Raw genomic sequence first — 15,671 nt, forward strand, 5'->3', positions numbered from 1 at the left:
GGGACGACGTGGAGCGTGCGTGCCGGAGGATCGGGTCTGCCGCCGCGGGGTTCGGGATGTGACCGATGAACTCGACATCCGCGGTGGCGGCGCGGTCGCCGTCGATACGGCGACCCTGCGGGAGGCGGCGGACGGGTTTTCGGCGCTCGCCGAGGAGCTCGATGAGACCGCCGCGCAGGTCGGGTCGGCAGCCGTGCGGCTGTTCGGCGTCTCAGATACCGCGTGGGCGTTGTCCAACAGGTTGGAGGTCACTCGGCGACGCATCCTGACGGTCGCCGACGATGCGCGCGCGCTCACCGGAGCGCTGCGAGGATCCGCCGCGGTGTACGAGGTGGTCGACCTGCGAGCCGAGCGCGCTCTGGCGGATGCGGCCGGTGATTCCGAGGCCGTCGCACGCATCGATGCCCGCATCGCAGCACTCGGGCGCGAATATCCTGAGGCGGGTCTGCAGGCCACGCTCGGCACCCTCGGGCATTGGGCCGCGTGGCCCGACGACCTGGCGGCGCAGGCACCGGGTGCGCTGTGGTGGCTGATCCCGGGCTTCCATGCGATGGCGATCCCCGCCGCGTGGGCGATGCAGCGCGTGGTCGGAACCGTGGGGGCGGGCACCGTCCCCGCAACGGCGCGGCTGCGCGGTCAGGCGAACGAGGTCGTGGTCGCGCCGACCGTGCTGCACGGACCCGCGACGGCGCCCACCTCTCTGCCCGGGGCGGTGGCGCGCATACCGCGCGACGGCGATGCCCGGATCAGGGTGGAGCGGTACACGATGCCCGACGGGTCGCGCCAGTTCGCGCTCTACGTCGCCGGGACGCAGACGGCGGCTCCGAACACCGCAGAGCCGTTCGACATGGGATCGAATCTCGAGCTCTACTCCGGTGAGCGATCGGCTTCATACGACGCGACACTGGCGGCGCTGCGGGATGCCGGAGCTGAGAGCGGCGACATCGTGCACGCGTTCGGCCACTCGCAGGGCGCGATGGTCGCAGCGTACGTGGCCCTGGAGGCCGGTTTCGACACCCGAACCCTCGTGTCGTTCGGGTCGCCGGTCGAGGCTGACGTCGGCGATCGCACCCTCAGCATCTCCCTGCGCCACAGCGACGACCCGGTCGGCGCGCTCGCGGGCGGGGGCTCACCTGGAGCCGTCGGAGCGCCCGGCAGCTTCATCGCATCGCGCATCGCCGACCCCGCCCCCGGACTCCACGACCTTCAGCTGCCCGCCCACGCAATCGAGGAGTACGCGCGCACCGCGACGCTGCTGGACGAGTCTGGTGACGCGCGAATGGCGGCAGTCCGGCAGCTGTTCGACCAGCTCGGCGATGCGGCATCCGTCGATGTCACGGAGTACTCCGCTCGGCGCGGGAGCGTCGAGGCGCGTCCGCGACCCGGCCCGGCGCCGAGCGATCCGGTCAGTCCTTCTTCCGCGGGCGGAGGATGATGCCGAAGATCCAGTTGATCAGCGAGATGATGATCGCCGCGACCACGCCCCACCAGAAGTCCTCGACCCGCAGTCCCCAGCTCCAGAAGCTCGTGATCCAGGCGGTGAGCCACAGCAGGAAGGCGTTGATGATCAGCCCGATCAGGCCGAGCGTGAGGATGTAGATCGGGAAGGCCAGGATTTTGATCACGGTGCCGATGATCGTGTTCACGAGCGCGAAGATCGCCGCGACGATCAGCAGCGTGAGGACGAACTGCAGTGTTTCTCCCGGCGGAAAGGCGATGACGGTGACCTGCAGCGCGGGGATCAGCGTCACGACCCAGATCGCGAACGCGTTGACGACGACACGGATGAGGAAGCCCATAGCCCGTCAGTCTGCCAGAGCCCTACGGAGGGCGCATTGTGGGCTCCGCCCCACACCCCAGACCGCCGGCGCGCTGGCGTGCGCTGCTTTGTGGGGCTCCGCCCCACACCCCCGGCTCGCTGGCGCGCGCCATAGACTCGGCAGGTGACTGACGCCCCTCTCCGGCCCGCGGGCGTGCCCGCGGGCGGTTCCGATGACACCAGCATCCCCATCCGGGTCCGGCCCGAGATCGCCGCTCTCCCGCCCTACAAGCAGGGCAAGCAGGCCGACGCGGGCGGGTTCAAGCTTTCGAGCAACGAGAATCCCTTCGACCCGCTCCCCGGGGTCTTGGAAGCGGTCCGCGCGGCGAGCGCGCTGAACCGATACCCGGATGCCACAGCCGCTCGTCTGTGCGCGCGGATCGCCGAGCGCTTCGATGTGGACGTCCGAGCGGTCCACGTCGCAGCCGGAAGCGTGTCGATCCTCGCTCAGCTGGTGCTGGCGACCTCGGGCCCCGGAGACGAGGTCGTCTTCGCCTGGAGGTCGTTCGAGGCGTACCCGTGGCTGGCGATCGTCTCAGGCGCCACACCGGTCCGTGTTCCGTTGACCGAGGATGCGCGCCACGACCTGCCGGCGATGGCGGCGGCGGTCACCCCCCGCACGCGCGCGATCCTCGTCTGCAGCCCGAACAACCCCACCGGACCGATCGTCACGCAGACCGAGTTCGACGAATTCCTCACCGCGGTCCCCCGCGACGTACTCATCATTCTCGACGAGGCATACGCCGAGTTCGTGACCGATCCCGATGCCGTGGACGGCATGCGGGTGCTCGGAACCAAGGGACACGCGAACGTCATGGCGCTGCGAACGTTCTCCAAGGCTTTCGGCCTGGCGGGTCTGCGGATCGGCTACGCGATCGGGCATCCGCGCATCCTCGACGCCGCTCGCAGCACCAGCATCCCGCTCTCAGTGACCGCGCAGGCCGAGGAGGCCGCGCTCGCCAGCCTCGACGCCGAGCGGGCGCTGCTCGAGCGGGTGCACACCATCGCCGAGCGTCGGGACCGTGTCGCCGCTGCGCTGCGGGCGACGGGCTGGCGGGTGCCCGCAGCTCAGGGCAACTTCGTCTGGCTGCCCGCCGGCGCCGAGACGATGGACATCGCGGAGGCCTTCGACGAAGGCGGGCTCATCGTGCGGCCGTTCGCCGGCGACGGGCTGCGCATCACCGTAGGCGAGGAAGAGTCTGTCGAGAAAGTCCTAGCGATCGCGGCATCCGTTGTGGAAGACCTCCCACAGGCCCATCCAGGGCGCGGGCTAGCTTAGAACGGTGACTTCGCCACAGAACGCCGTGACGGGTGACGCACCCGAGCTCGTCCGCGTCCTCTCCGCTGACGGATCCGTCGCCCCCACGCCTGCCGCCGAGCGGTACCTCGACCTCATCGACGGGCTGGCGGACGCCGACCTCGAAGGCTTCTACCGCGACATGTTCGTCATCCGGGCGTTCGACCAGCAGGCGACGAACCTGCAGCGTCAGGGCCAGCTCGCGCTGTGGCCGCCGAGCTTCGGGCAGGAAGCGGCTCAGGTCGGCTCGGCCCGCGCGGCGCGCGCCCAGGACCACCTGTTCCCCTCCTACCGCGAGCACGTGGTCTGCACCATCCGCGGGGTCGACCCGGTCGACATCATCCGGTTGATGCGCGGGCTGACCCACGGCGGCTGGAACCCCGCCGACCCGAAGAACGGCAACGCCCACATCTACACGCTCGTGCTCGGCGCGCAGACCCTGCACGCGACCGGACTCGCGATGGGGCTGGCCTTGGACGGCAAGTCGGGCACGGGCGATCCGGAGCGCGACGAGGCCGTCATCGTCTACTACGGCGACGGAGCGTCGAGCCAGGGCGACGTGCACGAGGCGATGGTCTTCGCCGCGAGCTACCGCACCCCCGAGGTGTTCTTCCTGCAGAACAACCAGTGGGCCATCTCGGTGCCGGTCGCCACGCAGTCCCGGTCGCCGCTGTATCGACGCGGCGAGGGGTACGGCATCCCCAGCGTCCCCATCGACGGCAACGACGTCCTCGCGAGCTACGCGGTCACTCGGGTCGCGCTCGACGAAGCCCGCTCTGGTGCCGGACCGCGAGCGATCGAGGCGATGACATACCGGATGGGCGCGCACACCACGAGCGATGACCCCACGAAGTACCGCACCTCCGACGAGGAGCAGTCGTGGGCGGGGCGCGACCCGATCGCCCGCATGCACGCCTACCTCCGCGGTCGCGGCGCCTCGGATGCCTTCTTCACCCAGGTGGAGGCGGAAGCCGCCGCCGTCGCCGACGACGCCCGCGTGCGCACCGGCGCACTCGGGTCGATCCCGACGGACCTGATGTTCGACCACGTGTACAGCGAACCGCACCCTCTCATCGCCGAGCAGCGCGCCTGGCTCGCCGACTACGAGGCGTCCCTCGAGGAGGGCTCACCGTGACAGACACGATCCAGACCGGCTCGGCGCCCGCGGCGCAGACCGCCATCGAGACGATGCCCTTCAGCCGGGCGCTGAACGCGGGCCTGCGTCGCGCCCTGGGCGAGAACGACCGCGTACTGCTCATGGGCGAGGACATCGGCCGCCTCGGCGGCGTGTTCCGCGTGACCGAGGGGCTGCAGGCCGAGTTCGGCGACCGGCGGGTGCTGGACACCCCGCTCGCCGAATCGGGCATCATCGGCACGGCCATCGGCCTCGCGATGGCCGGCTTCCGCCCCGTCTGCGAGATCCAGTTCGACGGATTCGTCTTCCCGGCGTTCGATCAGATCACCTCGCAGCTCGCGAAGATCACCAACAGGCACGAGGGCGCCCTCAGCATGCCCGTCGTGATCCGCATCCCGTACGGCGGACATATCGGAGCGGTCGAACACCACCAGGAGAGCCCGGAGGTGTACTTCACGCACACGCCCGGCCTCCGCGTGGTCAGCCCGTCGACACCGAATGACGCCTACTGGATGATCCAGGATGCGATCAGCTCCGCCGACCCCGTGATCTTCCTCGAGCCGAAGAGCCGGTACTGGCAGAAGGGCGAGGTGGATGCCTCGGCGCGAGCGCTGCCGCTGCACGCGAGTCGCCTGGTCCGCCGCGGCACCGACGTCACCCTGGTGGGGCACGGTGCGATGGTGACGACGCTCCTGCAAGCCGCCGTGCTCGCCGAGTCGGAGGGGACCAGCTGCGAGGTGATCGACCTGCGCTCGCTGTCGCCGGTCGACTACAGCCCGATCCTCGACTCGGTGCGTCGCACCGGGCGCATGGTCTACGCGCAGGAGGCGCCGGGGTTCACGTCGCTGGGATCGGAGATCGCAGCGACGGTGATGGAGAAGGCGTTCTACTCTCTCGAGGCGCCGGTGCTGCGCGTGTCGGCCTTCGACGCGCCGTTCCCGCCGGCCAAGCTCGAGGGCACCTTCCTGCCGGATGCCGATCGCATCCTCGAAGCGGTCGACCGCACCCTGGCGTACTGACATGTCCGATTCCCGGTCGTTGAGCGAGTGCGGCGAGACGAAACGAGCTTCGCGCTGGCGTTCCGTATCGTCGTCTTGCACCTCGCACGACGACCCGGGGACGCGAAAGGACCACGCATGAGCACCCAGACGTTCCTCCTCCCCGACGTCGGCGAGGGTCTCACCGAAGCCGAGATCGTGTCGTGGCGCGTCGCGCCCGGCGACCCGGTCGCCGTCAACGACGTGCTGGTCGAGATCGAGACGGCCAAGTCGCTGGTCGAACTGCCCTCCCCGTTCGCGGGCGTCGTCGGCGATCTTCTCGCCGCGGAGGGCGACACGGTCGCGGTCGGGGCGGCCATCATCACGATCGCGGGAGCGGACGCGTCCGCACCCCCCACGACCACAGGTCAGAGCGAACACGGCGAACCCCATGAGCCGGATGCCGGGGGTGCCGTCCTGGTCGGCTACGGCAGCGGCGGCCACGTGCAGTCCCGTCGCCGGAAGCCGGCCGAGCGCCCGGTCGCGGCATCCGTCGGTGTCGTCGCGAAGCCGCCGATCCGCAGGCTCGCGCGTGATCTCGGGGTGGACCTCGCCCACGTCGCGCCCAGCGGCACCGCCGGCGAGGTGACGCGCGAGGATGTCCTGAAGCAGGCGTCGCAGGCCAGCGTGTTCCGCAACATCGAGACGCCGGAGTGGGGCGACGTCCGCGAGGAGACCATCCCCGTCGCGGCGCCGCCGGCAGCGGCATCCGCTCCCCCGGCGACGCCCACCCCTGCGCCGGGGGACGGTCGGGAGGAATCGATCCCGGTCCGCGGAGTGCGCAAGGCCACCGCCAGCGCCATGACCAGCAGCGCCTACACCGCACCGCATGTGTCGGTGTGGGTGGACGTCGACGCCTCGCGCACGATGGAGCTGGTCAAGCGCCTCAAGACCTCGCCCGACTTCGCCGACGTCAAGGTGTCGCCTCTGCTGATCATGGCGCGGGCGGTGATCTGGGCCGTCCGTCGCACTCCGATGGTCAACGCGGCCTGGATCGACGAGGACGGGGGCGCGCAGATCCGCGTGCGCCACTACGTGAACCTCGGCATCGCGGCGGCCACCCCGCGCGGACTGCTGGTGCCGAACATCAAGGACGCGCAGGACCTCAACACGCGCGACCTCGCTCGCTCGCTCGAGAAGCTCACGCTCACCGCTCGCGAGGGCAAGACGACTCCCGCCGATCAGTCCGGCGGCACGATCACGATCACCAACATCGGCGTGTTCGGGGTCGACGCCGGCACCCCGATCATCAACCCCGGCGAGGTCGGCATCGTCGCCCTCGGTGCGATCCGGCAGAAGCCGTGGGTCGTCGACGGCGAGGTGCGGCCGCGCTGGGTGACCACGGTCTCCGGTTCGTTCGACCATCGCGTGGTAGACGGAGACGGTGTCTCGCGGTTCATCGCCGACATCGCCTCGGTGCTCGAGGAACCCGCTCTGCTCCTGGACTGATCGCGTTCGACCGCGAGACTGCAGCGGCAGGTCGAGACTGCGGGTGATACCCGCTGTTTCGACGTGCGGTTGCAGTCTCGCGGTGGGTGAAGCCGGGGGCCGCCAACCGGCCCCTCGGAGCCGATTCATAGACACGTCCGCATACGATCGTGTTCGACAAGGGGAGTACTCCCGTCCGCAGCGGACCCGTCATCACGGACTCGACGTCGCGTCCCGGCCCGCTGGCCCATTCCCGGGTGGAGGAGACCTTGGCATCTCACGATCGCCAACCGTTCTCCGACCCGAAAGGCTCCTCATGGGCACCTTCAACCGTCTGTTCGACCTCGCCTCCAAAGCGCTGGACAAGTCCGGCTCGTCACCTGCCCCCCAGAATCCGGCGGCCGGCCAAGCTCCGGCCGACTGGCGGTCGATGGTGCGCGGCGCCGCCGGTGCGCTCACCGGAGACGCGCAGCGTCGCCCCGAGCCGTCCAGAACTCCCCCGCCGGCACCGTCCGCAGCTGCATCGCCCACGTCCACGCCGCGCACTCCCACCGCATCGGATGCCGCGGACCGCGCCGCGATCGCCCGCTACGACTATCTGATGCAGACCGCCGACCCGCACCAGATCGAGCGCATCCACCAGGATGCGTTTGCGAAGCTCACGCCCGCTCAGCGGACGCAGGTGGAAGCACGCATGCGCGCCGAGCTGCCGATGCACGAGCAGCCGGTCTCCGGCTCGCCCCGCGATCTCGCCCGCGCAGCTGCGCGCAGCGAGGCGATGCACCCCGGAAGGATGCGGGGGCTGCTGGCACGCGGTGGCGGTGCGACGGCGATCGCCGGTGCGGGCGCGGCTGCCGGCGGGCTCCTCGGGGTCGTCGCAGGCGGCGCTGTCGTCAGCGCTGTCGCCTCCCCCCTCCTCGAGCAGGCGGCCGGCTTCGGCGTCGACTTCGAGGCCGTCGCGCAGGCGATCGACCTCGAGGCGCTCACCGGCGGCGCCACCGGCGTCTTCGAGTCGGCGGGTGAGCAGCTCTCCGGCGCGGGCGAGCAGGTGTCCGGCTTCGGGGACGCGCTCTCCGAGCTCGGCATCCCGGGACTGGGTGATCTCTTCGGACGCTGAGCAACGCGTCATCGGTTTGAGAACGATTCTCAATAGCGTTACGCTCGAGAGGTGACCTTCCCGCGCCTCGCTGTTGCCGTCTCGCTCGCTGCGGCATCCGTTCTCCTCTTCGCCGGCTGCGCCACGGCGACGAGCGCTGAGGACGACGGGCGCATCGCGATCGTGGCCTCGAGCAACGTATACGCCCAGATCGCCGAGGCGATCGGTGGCGACTTCGTCAACGCGACAGCCATCGTCTCGTCGGCAGCACAGGACCCGCACTCCTTCGAGCCCAGCGCCCGCGACCAGCTCACGGTTCAGCGCGCCGACCTGATCGTCGAGAACGGAGGCGGGTACGACGCCTTCGTCGACGCGCTCATCGAGGCCAGTGGCTCGACCGCGCCGGTGATCACAGCCGTGGGGTTCTCGCACGAGTGGCCCGGCAACCCGGGTCACGATGCGGGCTCAGCCGACGGCGAGCACTCCGAGCAGGAGCACTCCGACGACGAGCACGCAGACGACGAGCACGCAGACGACGAGCACGCTGATCACGAGCACGTCGAGGGTTTCAACGAGCACGTCTGGTACGACCCGCACGCGATGCAGCATCTCGCCGAGGAGGTCGCGCACGAGCTCGCCGACCTGCTGCCCGCCGAGGCGGACACCTTCGAGGGGAATGCGGCGGAGTTCGCCGCGGGAATCGCCGAGCTGGAGACGGCGCTCGCCGACATCGACGCCGAGCACGCGGGTGCCGAGGTCTTCGTGACCGAGCCGGTGTCGCTGTACCTCGTGGAGGCGGCCGGACTGGTCAACGTCACACCCGATGCGTTCAGCGAGGCTGTGGAGGAGGGCCAGGATGTCGCACCGTCGACCCTCCTCGACTCGCTCAAGCTGCTTCGCTCGGCGGACGTCGACATCGTGATCGCCAACACGCAGACCGGGGGCGCCGAGACCACCGACGTGATCTCGGAGGCGGAGACGCTGTCGATCCCGGTCGTCGAGTTCTCCGAGACGCTCCCCGACGGTGCGACATATCTCACGTGGATGCAGGCGAACATCGACGCCCTGGCCGAAGCGCTCGCACCGTGACCGCGACCCTCCAGATCACGGATGCCGCGCTGCGCCGGGGGGACCGCGAGCTGTGGAGCGGACTCGACCTCACCGTCGAGCCGGGTGAGCTCATCGCCGTCCTGGGTCCGAGCGGCTCGGGCAAGACCACCCTCCTGCGGGCGATCCTCGGACTCGAGCGACTCAGCGCCGGCCGCATCGAAGCGCTCGGTCAGGAGGTGCGCAGTCGCGGCAATCGGCGCATCGGCTACATCCCGCAGCAGCGCCCGCTTCCGCGCGACACCGCCCTCCGTGGGCGCGACCTCGTCGCCCTCGGCGTGATCGGTCACCGCTTCGGCCTTCCGATCCCGCGTCGCAGCGACCACGAGCGCGTGGACCGTCTCATCGAGGCCGTCGGCGCGCGGGAGTTCGCCGAACGGCCGGTGGGCCTCCTCTCGGGTGGCGAGCAGCAGCGACTGCGCGTCGGGCAGGCGCTCGCGGACGACCCCCGCCTGCTGCTCTGCGACGAACCGCTCACCAGCCTCGACCTGGCGAACCAGCAGGCCGTCATCGGCCTCATCGACCGGCACCGCAAGGACACCGGCGCCTCCGTCCTGCTCGTCACCCACGACATCAACCCGCTCCTGGGCAAGGTCGACCGGATCCTCTACATCGCGAACGGTCGCTTCACGCTCGGCGAGCCGAGCGAGGTGCTCCGCTCCGACGTGCTCACCGACCTTTACGGCGCGCACGTCTTCGTCCTCCGCGCCGGAGATCGCCTGGTCGTCGTCGGCGCGCCCGATGCCGAGGAAGCGCACCACCACCACGACGAGGTCCACGAGTGAACTGGGCGGACGTGTGGAACGCGATGTTCGGCGGCCTCGCCGACTACGGCGAGATCCTCGTGCTCGTATCGAACTCGGTGGTCGCCGGTGCGGTGCTCGGGCTGGTCGGCGGGCTGATCGGCGTCTTCGTGATGCAGCGCGACATGGCGTTCGCGGTGCACGGCATCAGCGAACTGTCCTTCGCCGGAGCGGCGTTCGCCCTGCTCGTCGGATTCGATGTCGTCACGGGCTCGATCGTCGGCTCGCTGATCGCGGCGGCGATCATCGGGGTTCTCGGCGCCCGTGCGCGCGATCGCAACTCCATCATCGGCGTGCTGATGCCGTTCGGGCTGGGCCTGGGCATCCTGTTCCTCTCGCTGTACGACGGCCGGAGTGCCAACCGCTTCAGCCTCCTGACCGGTCAGATCGTGTCGGTGCAGAGCGGGCAGCTGGGGTGGCTCATCGTGATCAGCGGGTTCGTCCTGCTCGGGATGCTGCTCATCTGGCGCCCGCTGCGATTCGACTCGCTGGACCCGCAGTCGGCCGCGGCGCGGGGCGTTCCGACGACGGCCGTCTCGCTCGGATTCATGCTGCTCCTCGGACTCATCGTCGCCGTCAGCGTCCACATCATCGGGGCGCTGCTGGTCATGGCACTCCTGGTGACCCCCGCGGCTGCGGCGATGCGCGTCGCCACCGGACCGATCGCCGTGCCGGTGCTCGCGGCCGCGTTCGGGTTCGCCTCCGCAGTCGGCGGCATCCTCCTGGCGATCGCCGGCACGCTCCCGGTCAGCCCCTACATCACGACGATCTCGTTCGTCATCTACCTGGTCTGTCGTGGCATCGGCGCGCGTCGCGCCCGCGGGACGCGCGCCGCCGAGAGTCGCAGGCCCTCCCGGCGACCGCTCAGAGCCGCTCGGTAGAATCCGGCATATGGCTCAGCGCAACACATGGCAGCGCGATCGGGTGCGCGAGGCGCTCGACGACGCTTCGGGCTTCGTGAGCGCACAGAGCCTGCACGCCACGCTGCGCGAGGAGAACACCGGCATCGGCCTCGCGACCGTGTATCGCGCGCTCGCCGGACTCGCCGCGCAGGGCGACGCGGACTCGCTGCAGAGTCCGGACGGCGAAAGCCTCTACCGCGCCTGCAAGACGCCCGGTCACCATCACCACCTGATCTGCCGCTCCTGCGGGCTGACCGTCGAGATCGAGGCGACCGACGTGGAGCAGTGGGCCCGGAAGACGGCCGCGCAGCACGGGTTCAGCGAGGCGGAGCACGTGGTCGACATCTTCGGGCTGTGCACGCCGTGTGCGCGGGCCCGGGCGAGCGAACGTGGCGAGTAGGGCGCGCGCCAGCAAGCCGGCGGTGTGGGGCGGAGCCTCAGTGGGCGCTCCGGTCGTCGCGCGTCCGCGCGCGCGAGGCGCCATCGTCGCGGTCGGCATCGGCGCCCTCCTCATCGGCGCGCTCTTCCTCATCGATGCGCTCGCCCCCACGCTGTTCCCGGCAACGCTGCCCACGCGGGCGCAGGACGGGCTGACGCTCGCCGTCAGCGTGCTGATCGAATCGCTGCCGTTCGTGGCGCTCGGCGTCGTGCTCTCGATCGTCGTGCAGGTGTGGGTGCCACCCGGAGTGATCGAACGATGGATGCCGCGCCGCGCGTGGGCGCGCAGAGCCGTCCTGTCGCTGCTGGGCATGCTCGTGCCGGTCTGCGAGTGCGGCAATGTGCCGTTCGCGCGCGGTCTGCTGATGCGCGGATTCAGGGTGCCCGAGGTACTGACGTTCCTGATCGCAGCGCCGATCGTCAACCCCATCGTGATCATCACGACCCATCAGGCCTTCGGCTTCAGCGACGGCATCCTGATCGCACGGCTGATCGGCGGCTACGCGATCGCCAACCTGATCGGCTGGCTCTACAGCCGCCACCCCGACCCCGATGCGCTCCTGACCGACCGATTCCGCGAGACGTGCGCCCTGGTCGTCGACGAGCCCGGCGGACGCGGCCGCCGCAGCCTCGCTCAGTTCGTGATCGAGCTGCGGGCGGTGATGCCCGCCCTGGTGATCGGCTCCGCGCTCGCCGGAGCAGTGCAGGTCCTCATCCCGCGGGAGGCGCTGCTGGCGATCGGGTCGAATCCCGCGCTGTCGATCGTGGCGATGATCGCCCTCGCGATGGTCGTCTCGATCTGCTCGAACGTCGACGCGTTCTTCGCGCTGTCCTTCGCGTCGACGTTCACACCGGGCTCGATCGTGGCGTTCCTGCTGGTCGGCCCGCTCGTGGACATCAAGATGCTGGCCCTCATGCGCACGACCTTCACCACGCGGACGCTCGCGGGCATCGTGGTCGTGGTGGTCCTGTCCGCGTTCGCGATCGGGGCGGGGGTGAACCTCCTTGCGTGACGCCGGTTTCATGGGGACGCGGTGGCTGGGCGTGGGCCTGGCCGCGATCCTCGCCGTGGTCACCCTCGGACTCGCCCTCACCGGCCGGCTGGGCCTCTACATCAACCCCGAGTCGTCATGGTTCGCGGTCACGATGGCGGTGGTCGTGCTGGTGGGTGCGGCGCTCAGCTTCGCCCTGCCCCTCGGCGCGGAGGCCGAACACGGCCACGATCACGGCGACGAGGAGCGGTCGACGAGCGCGGGCGTTTCGTCTCGGGCCTTCGGCCCTCGCTCAACGACCGGGGAGGACGCGCAGCGAGACGAAGCGCGCTCCGACCACCACCACCCGCATCCGGCGGCGCTCGCCGCCACCGCCGTCGGCGGGGTCGCGGCATCCGGCGTCGTGCTCCTGACGCTGGTGCTGCCGCCCGCCTCACTGTCGGCGGAGCTCGCGATGTCGCGCGACGTGGGCGCGCCGCCGTTGTTCGCGGGCGCGGATGCCGTCACGCTGGCCGCGACCGGCGACACCGCGTCGTTCGGCGTGGGCGAGTGGGCGACGGTGTTCGCGACGGCCACGAACCCCGATGCCTTCGACGGGGACGCCGTCACGCTGACGGGGTTCGTCACCCCGGGCGACGCACCGCAGCAGAGCGGCGGATTCGATCTGACCCGGCTGGTGATCACGCACTGCGTCATCGACGCGCAGCCGGCGAGCATCTCGGTGGCGGCATCCGGACCTGTGCCCGAGACCGGCCAGTGGGTGACCATCACGGGCACGGTGAGCTCGACCGCCGAGGGGCTGCTCGAGCTGGACGCGACCTCGGTCGAGGCGATCGACGAGCCCGAGGACCCTTATGAGTACTGAGGCTCCCACCCGCCGCGGGGCCACCCGCAAGCGCCGGAGCCGTTCCTTCGTCGCGAGCTTCGCGATCGTCGTCGCGGTGCTGGGGGCGGTCGGCGTGGCCGGCGCCGCCGCGGGCGTCGCGCAGGGTCCGCGGGTCTCATCCGTGCAGGTCGACCCGGCTGCAGCGGCCGCGGCATCCGGCTCACGACTCATCGTCACGACGTCGCAGTCTCTGCAGGACGTCCAAGCGAGCCAGGTCACGGTGACTCCCTCGGCGCCGTTCTCGGTCGACACGTCCGGGCGGAGCGTCGGCGTGCGCTTCGGTCTGACGCTGCACGACGACACCGAGTACACCGTGCGGTTCGAGGACGTCCGCGGGCTCGGCGGTGGACCGCCCGTCACGATCACCCAGACGTTCCGCACGCCGCAGACCGATGTGTTCCTGCTGCAGCGCACCGAGAGCGGCGACACGATCTTCCGCACCGACCTCACCGGCGAGGAGGCGATCCCGGTTTTCCGCAACGACCACATCGAGGACTTCCGCGCCACCTCGAGCCACCTCGTCGTCTCGGTGCGCTCCGACGATGCCGCACAGCTGATCGTGACCGACCTGGATGGTGACGCCGAGCGGACGCTGCCGCTGCCCGGCGAAGGCACCGTCACCAATCTGCAGAGCGCCGACCGTGGTGAGCTCATCGGCTACACATTCTCAGATGCCGATCTCGACGAGACCGGAGGCCTCGAGAGCGCGCTGTTCACGGCATCCCTCAAGGAGAGCGAAGCCGATGCCGCGCCCACCCCCGTCGCCGTGTCCGGCGCCGAGCCACGTGTGGCCGAGTGGCGGTTCGTCCCGGACACGGACAGCGTGCTGATGCTCACCTTCGACGGCTCGCTGCTGCTCACCGGACCGACCGGCGAGGGTGCGACCGCCCTGGGCTCGGCGATCACGATCGCGGGCATCGCGCGCGGCTCATCCGAGGTGATCGTCGAGCGGGGCCAGGGTCCCGTCGTGCTCGACCTGTCCGACGCGGGCGAAGCCCCGCTCGTCGCGGCAGACGAACCTCTCGGGAGGCTCGCCGCGGTCACTGCGGTTCCGGGCGGCGGCACTGTGCGCACCGCCACTCCGGTCGACGAGTCGGGGATCCCCATCGGGACCACCGTCGCCTTCGTGGCCGAGGACGGTGCGACCGACGTGCTTCTGGAGGTGCCGTCGACCGATGCGGCGCTGCAGGCATGCGTATCGCCGAGCGGCCGCTACGCCGCGGTGCTCCTTGCGCCGGAGGTCGTGACCAACCCGTCCGACACGTACCTGCTCCCGCTGCCGGAGCGGGTGGAGTCGCGCGTCGTCGAGATCGCGACGGGCGAGGAGGTGGTGGCCCTATCGGGCTTCGACATCTCGTGGTGCCAGGTGCCGCCGCGATGAGCGCGGCCCTGCTTCGACCGGCCACCCGCGGGGACCTGAGCGGACTCCCTCTCGACGTTGCCCCACGGCTGGTGGGCGGCGTGCTCACCACCGTCGTCGCGGGCGAGACCGTGGCCGTGCGCCTGACCGAGGTCGAGGCGTATCACGGTGCGGGCACCGGCGAGGTTGCCGATCCCGGATCGCACGCCCGCATGGGCCGCACCGCGCGCAACGCCACGATGTGGGGCGAACCCGGGCATCTGTACGTCTATCTCAGTCACGGCATCCATTCGTGTGTGAACGTCGTCTCCGGCCCGCCGGGCGTCGCGGGCGGGATCCTGCTGCGCGCCGGAGAGGTGCTGAACGGACGGGACGCGGCAGCTCGCCGTCGTCCGGCCGCTCGCACCGACCGAGAGCTCGCCCGCGGTCCGGGGCGACTGGGCGCGACCGTGGGCCTCCGGCATCCGCTGCACGACGGCATCGACGCCGTCAGCGGCGCCGAGAGGGCGGGTGCAGTGGCCCGCCTCGAGCTGCTCACGACACCGCTCGACGTCGTAGCCAGTGGACCGCGCGTCGGGGTGGCGGGTGTCGCGGGTACCGGGGCCTTCCCCTGGCGCTTCTGGATCGCCGGCGATCCGACCGTGTCGGCCTTCCGATGGGGCCGCGGGGCGTCGGCCGCGCAATGAAAAGCCGGCCGGGTGCGAGACACCGACCGGCGCGGACTACAGCGTCCGAGTTTCCGGAGAACTCAGGCGATGAAGCCCAGCAGCCAAGGAAGCCATTCCGCGATCTGACCACCCAGCCAGCTCAACCATTCCCACATAGGTTTTCCCCTCTATCGCTCGATCGGGCGAACCCCGACCCGGCTCAACGTAACGTGCCGAGGACGGCCAGCACCATAGGCGCGTGGTCCACGGCGCCGGTGCGCGCTCGGTGCGCGCTCGGCCAGGCGGCGGCGGCGCGCATGCTAAACTGACTCCTTGTCTGCGCGCACTCCAGCACGCAGTTCGTACCCTCCGCGAATCCAGGCCGGAAACGGCCGCTTTCCTGGTGGGTGCAGACAAGGGATCTTGGGTGGAGCCGTCCGGTTCCACGGTATTAGGAGGAATGAACCATGGCAGCAGTGTGCCAGGTGACCGGAGCGGTTCCCGGCTTCGGTCACAACATCTCGCACTCGCACCGCCGGACGAAGCGCCGCTTCGACCCGAACGTGCAGAAGAAGACTTATTTCGTGCCGTCGCTGGGCCGCAACATCCGGCTCAACGTCTCGGCCAAGGGCATCAAGGTGATCGACGCCCGTGGCATCGAGGCCGTCGTCCGTGACATGCAGGCGAGGGGTGTGAAGCTCTGATGGCCAAGAAGGCTCAGGAC

Annotated in this window: 16 protein-coding genes; 15 read left to right on the forward strand and 1 reads right to left on the reverse strand. The window is 70.3% G+C overall.

Annotated elements, in window-relative coordinates:
• Nucleotides 1-1,435: hypothetical protein (locus VFX99_RS08990; protein WP_329665958.1), on the forward strand; the 1,435-nt coding region annotated here is incomplete at its 5' end.
• Here the strand turns inward: VFX99_RS08990 and VFX99_RS08995 are convergent.
• Nucleotides 1,407-1,799, reverse strand: coding sequence for a phage holin family protein (locus VFX99_RS08995; protein ID WP_329665959.1), 393 nt, complete (start codon nucleotides 1,797-1,799; stop codon nucleotides 1,407-1,409). The genes VFX99_RS08990 and VFX99_RS08995 overlap by 29 nt on opposite strands.
• 144 nt (nucleotides 1,800-1,943) lie before the next feature.
• Between VFX99_RS08995 and VFX99_RS09000 the strand changes: the two genes are divergently transcribed.
• The 14 genes from VFX99_RS09000 (at nucleotide 1,944) to rpmB (ending at nucleotide 15,651) form a co-directional block, all read left to right on the forward strand.
• Complete coding sequence (locus VFX99_RS09000) at nucleotides 1,944-3,098, forward strand: histidinol-phosphate transaminase (RefSeq protein ID WP_329665960.1); 1,155 nt, start codon at nucleotides 1,944-1,946, stop codon at nucleotides 3,096-3,098.
• Between the two features lie 4 nt (nucleotides 3,099-3,102).
• The gene (locus VFX99_RS09005) at nucleotides 3,103-4,251 is read left to right on the forward strand and encodes a thiamine pyrophosphate-dependent enzyme (RefSeq protein ID WP_329665961.1); all 1,149 of its coding nucleotides are present in this window, start codon (nucleotides 3,103-3,105) and stop codon (nucleotides 4,249-4,251) included.
• A gap of 53 nt (nucleotides 4,252-4,304) precedes the next feature.
• Nucleotides 4,305-5,270 carry an alpha-ketoacid dehydrogenase subunit beta gene (locus VFX99_RS09010; RefSeq protein ID WP_329665973.1) on the forward strand — a complete coding sequence of 322 codons (966 nt, stop codon included), beginning with the start codon at nucleotides 4,305-4,307 and terminating at the stop codon, nucleotides 5,268-5,270.
• A gap of 117 nt (nucleotides 5,271-5,387) precedes the next feature.
• Nucleotides 5,388-6,737, forward strand: coding sequence for a dihydrolipoamide acetyltransferase family protein (locus VFX99_RS09015; protein ID WP_329665962.1), 1,350 nt, complete (start codon nucleotides 5,388-5,390; stop codon nucleotides 6,735-6,737).
• Nucleotides 6,738-7,032: 295 nt separating this feature from the next.
• Complete coding sequence (locus tag VFX99_RS09020; protein WP_329665963.1) at nucleotides 7,033-7,833, forward strand: cation-transporting ATPase; 801 nt, start codon at nucleotides 7,033-7,035, stop codon at nucleotides 7,831-7,833.
• A gap of 51 nt (nucleotides 7,834-7,884) precedes the next feature.
• The gene (locus VFX99_RS09025) at nucleotides 7,885-8,901 is read left to right on the forward strand and encodes a metal ABC transporter solute-binding protein, Zn/Mn family (RefSeq protein WP_329665964.1); all 1,017 of its coding nucleotides are present in this window, start codon (nucleotides 7,885-7,887) and stop codon (nucleotides 8,899-8,901) included.
• Nucleotides 8,898-9,704 (forward strand): metal ABC transporter ATP-binding protein, encoded by an 807-nt coding sequence (locus tag VFX99_RS09030; protein WP_329665965.1) that lies wholly within the window; start codon nucleotides 8,898-8,900, stop codon nucleotides 9,702-9,704. The genes VFX99_RS09025 and VFX99_RS09030 overlap by 4 nt, the downstream gene beginning before the upstream one ends.
• Nucleotides 9,701-10,603: a metal ABC transporter permease gene (locus VFX99_RS09035; protein WP_329665966.1), complete on the forward strand. Its 903-nt coding sequence runs from the start codon at nucleotides 9,701-9,703 to the stop codon at nucleotides 10,601-10,603. The genes VFX99_RS09030 and VFX99_RS09035 overlap by 4 nt, the downstream gene beginning before the upstream one ends.
• 10 nt (nucleotides 10,604-10,613) lie before the next feature.
• On the forward strand, nucleotides 10,614-11,024 hold the full coding sequence (locus VFX99_RS09040; protein ID WP_329665967.1) for a transcriptional repressor: 411 nt from the start codon (nucleotides 10,614-10,616) through the stop codon (nucleotides 11,022-11,024).
• 40 nt (nucleotides 11,025-11,064) lie between these two features.
• Nucleotides 11,065-12,075, forward strand: a complete 1,011-nt coding sequence (locus VFX99_RS09045; RefSeq protein WP_329665968.1) for a permease — start codon at nucleotides 11,065-11,067, stop codon at nucleotides 12,073-12,075.
• Nucleotides 12,076-12,085: 10 nt separating this feature from the next.
• On the forward strand, nucleotides 12,086-12,919 hold the full coding sequence (locus VFX99_RS09050; protein WP_329665969.1) for a TIGR03943 family putative permease subunit: 834 nt from the start codon (nucleotides 12,086-12,088) through the stop codon (nucleotides 12,917-12,919).
• Nucleotides 12,909-14,321: a hypothetical protein gene (locus VFX99_RS09055; RefSeq protein WP_329665970.1), complete on the forward strand. Its 1,413-nt coding sequence runs from the start codon at nucleotides 12,909-12,911 to the stop codon at nucleotides 14,319-14,321. The genes VFX99_RS09050 and VFX99_RS09055 overlap by 11 nt, the downstream gene beginning before the upstream one ends.
• The gene (locus VFX99_RS09060; protein ID WP_329665971.1) at nucleotides 14,318-14,986 is read left to right on the forward strand and encodes a DNA-3-methyladenine glycosylase; all 669 of its coding nucleotides are present in this window, start codon (nucleotides 14,318-14,320) and stop codon (nucleotides 14,984-14,986) included. Before VFX99_RS09055 ends, VFX99_RS09060 begins: the two co-directional genes overlap by 4 nt.
• Before the next feature lie 428 nt (nucleotides 14,987-15,414).
• Nucleotides 15,415-15,651, forward strand: coding sequence for a 50S ribosomal protein L28 (gene rpmB / locus VFX99_RS09065; protein WP_329665972.1), 237 nt, complete (start codon nucleotides 15,415-15,417; stop codon nucleotides 15,649-15,651).
• The last annotated feature ends 20 nt before the right edge of the window (nucleotides 15,652-15,671 follow it).

Origin of the sequence: Microbacterium sp. (assembly GCF_036277215.1) — a bacterium.
In the GTDB taxonomy this organism is placed as follows: Bacteria; Actinomycetota; Actinomycetes; order Actinomycetales; family Microbacteriaceae; genus Microbacterium.

Bases quoted from the DNA above. Each gene is read 5' to 3' on its own strand.
- VFX99_RS08995 (WP_329665959.1), bottom strand. From the start codon at position 1,799: ATGGGCTTCCTCATCCGTGTCGTCGTCAACGCGTTCGCGATCTGGGTC.
- VFX99_RS09010 (WP_329665973.1), top strand. From the start codon at position 4,305: ATGCCCTTCAGCCGGGCGCTGAACGCGGGCCTGCGTCGCGCCCTGGGC.
- VFX99_RS09015 (WP_329665962.1), top strand. From the start codon at position 5,388: ATGAGCACCCAGACGTTCCTCCTCCCCGACGTCGGCGAGGGTCTCACC.
- VFX99_RS09020 (WP_329665963.1), top strand. From the start codon at position 7,033: ATGGGCACCTTCAACCGTCTGTTCGACCTCGCCTCCAAAGCGCTGGAC.
- VFX99_RS09040 (WP_329665967.1), top strand. From the start codon at position 10,614: ATGGCTCAGCGCAACACATGGCAGCGCGATCGGGTGCGCGAGGCGCTC.
- VFX99_RS09050 (WP_329665969.1), top strand. From the start codon at position 12,086: ATGGGGACGCGGTGGCTGGGCGTGGGCCTGGCCGCGATCCTCGCCGTG.
- VFX99_RS09055 (WP_329665970.1), top strand. From the start codon at position 12,909: ATGAGTACTGAGGCTCCCACCCGCCGCGGGGCCACCCGCAAGCGCCGG.
- VFX99_RS09060 (WP_329665971.1), top strand. From the start codon at position 14,318: ATGAGCGCGGCCCTGCTTCGACCGGCCACCCGCGGGGACCTGAGCGGA.
- rpmB (WP_329665972.1), top strand. From the start codon at position 15,415: ATGGCAGCAGTGTGCCAGGTGACCGGAGCGGTTCCCGGCTTCGGTCAC.